A 2,278-nucleotide genomic window follows, 5' to 3' on the forward strand; every position below is an offset into this window, starting at 1 on the left:
TGTAATGGCTCAATAGTAATGTCCGCCTGTGGCTCAATTCAGATGTCCGCGCTATGGTAAGCTTCACTGGTCCGTTTAAACTACCGGGAGGCATATCATGAGCGCAGAAAGCTCAGGAGTGTTTACTTTGAAAGAGATCAACCGGATCAAGATTATACAGGACGTCATTGAACGTCGCATCACAACGCGCCGTGCGGCCGAGCACCTCGGTATCAGCGACAGGCAATGCCGCAGACTTCTTGCCCGTTACCGTGAAGGCGGACCGCTTGGTATGGCCAGCAGACGATGTGGCATGCGTGGTAACCGCCAGTTGCCACCCGGGCTCGCAGATCAGGCTCTGGAACTGATCAAGACGCGTTATGCTGATTTCGGTCCGACTCTGGCGCGTGAAAAGCTCGAAGAACTCCACGGACTGTTTCTTGGCAAAGAAACTGTCCGGCGCATCATGGTGCGGGCTGGCTTATGGGTTCCCCGTAAACAACGTGCCGCAAGGATCCCTCAACCACGGTACCGGCGTCCGTGTACTGGTGAGCTGATACAAATAGATGGCTGTGATCACGACTGGTTTGAAGGCCGTGGCCCGGCCTGCACCGCGCTGGTCTATGTTGATGATGCAACCAGCAAACTGATGGAACTGTTGTTTGTTAAATCGGAGTCCACGTTTTCTTACTTCGAAGCCACGCGGCGCTATATCGATAAGCATGGTAAACCGCTGGCACTGTACAGCGATAAAGCCGGTGTTTTTCGTGTTAACAATAAACACGCCACAGGCGGAGACGGGCATACTCAGTTTGGGCGAGCCATGCATGAACTGAACATCCAGACTATCTGTGCAGAAACCAGTCCCGCCAAAGGGCGTGTAGAACGAGCTCACCTCACTTTACAGGATCGTCTGGTCAAAGAGCTGCGGTTACAGGGCATTTGTTCAATGGAGGCTGCAAATGACTTCGCTGAGGCCTATATGGCTGACTATAACCGCCGTTTTGGCAAAGTACCGCGACATGATTTTGACGTACACCGTGCTGTAGAACATGATGAGGACCTGGGGCTTATTTTCACTGTTCGTGAAAAACGTAAAGTCTCAAAATCGTTGACGATACAATATGATAAAATGTTGTACCTGATTGAAGACAGCGAACTGAGTCGCCGTGCAATAGGTAAATATATCGATGTGTATCACTATCCTGATGGCAGAAAAGAGCTGCGCCTGAACGGTACGCTACTTCCCTACTCTACCTACGACCGACTGTCAGAAATCGACCAGGGCGCGATTGTCGATAACAAGCGTCTTGGCCGAACCCTGGAGTTTATCAGTCTGGTGCAGAGCAAGCGGGATAACACGCGCTCTCAGTCAATTCCCGCTGGAGATGGCCCTTCCCGACGACGGCCAAAGCAGGAAGGGAAGAAATCCCAGCGCTCACTGGATAATGATGACATGCTCGAAGCACTCAAACAGCTTCAGTCACGTTCAGAGGACATTTTTGGTAAAAGAGCCCGCTGATGGTACTCACTGGCCGGACAGTGGTTGCTCACCAGTTGATATTGTCCGGCCAGACCCATGATGTATTATTCATTTCGTTCAGCATCTTTATGTCCTGCTTTTCACGGGCATACTTACCCCATAATGAATGAAAAGAACGAACAATACTGATTAACTGCTTTTTTCTTTGCTCCGGAGATAGGCTGATAAAATAGCAGCACCTGCTGTCAATATTATCCTCAATGAAATTAAAATCAGAGTCTGATGCATATTTTACTGTTAGCATAATATCATTCGACGTTGTTCTCTCAGACTCTGTTAATGCTGATTCTATCAGGTATTCAAAGGCATACATGACAGACAGCTGGTTTTTGTCTGTCTGAATATAACCCATTGAGTTTCTGAGTATTGAGGACTGTACCAGGACCAGAGGCCATAAAAGCTCAACACCATAAAGCTTATATGTATCATGTTGATCATACTGATGTTGCTCAACACGACGATTACCTTCCCGTGCTTTACGAATATCATAGGCAAGGGATAACATAAATCCGTCTTTAACTTTAATCAGTGGGCTTTCATCCACGATGTAATGAATGAGTTCATGTAATTCATTCAGGGCTTCTGAATCTCCCCACAGTATAAAACCTGCATTGTTCGGCGTTAACTCGTATCGAAGCATGGGCTCAATCATCCTGTTGTTTCAGTCGGAGGAAAGTCTATCAGTAAAGAGAATGAGAGATCAAAGTGGTCATTTTAATTGAGCTGGATAACGGACATTTCAATTGAGCCTTGACA

General features: G+C 47.7%; 2 protein-coding genes. One reads left to right on the top strand and one right to left on the bottom strand.

Going from position 1 to position 2,278, the window contains the following annotated elements:
* The first annotated feature begins 97 nt into the window (after window positions 1–97).
* Entirely contained in the window at window positions 98–1,501 is a 1,404-nt protein-coding gene (locus ACESQ2_RS28325) for an ISNCY-like element ISKpn21 family transposase (RefSeq protein ID WP_001567368.1), read from the top strand.
* A 28-nt stretch (window positions 1,502–1,529) separates the two neighbouring features.
* On the opposite strand, the gene ACESQ2_RS28330 is transcribed toward ACESQ2_RS28325, so the two are convergent.
* The gene (locus tag ACESQ2_RS28330; protein WP_001567369.1) at window positions 1,530–2,162 is read right to left on the bottom strand and encodes a hypothetical protein; all 633 of its coding nucleotides are present in this window, start codon (window positions 2,160–2,162) and stop codon (window positions 1,530–1,532) included.
* Between the last annotated feature and the right edge of the window lie 116 nt (window positions 2,163–2,278).

It is taken from the genome of Klebsiella sp. Q11 (assembly GCF_964241505.1).
GTDB classification, from domain to species: Bacteria; Pseudomonadota; Gammaproteobacteria; order Enterobacterales; family Enterobacteriaceae; genus Klebsiella; species Klebsiella michiganensis.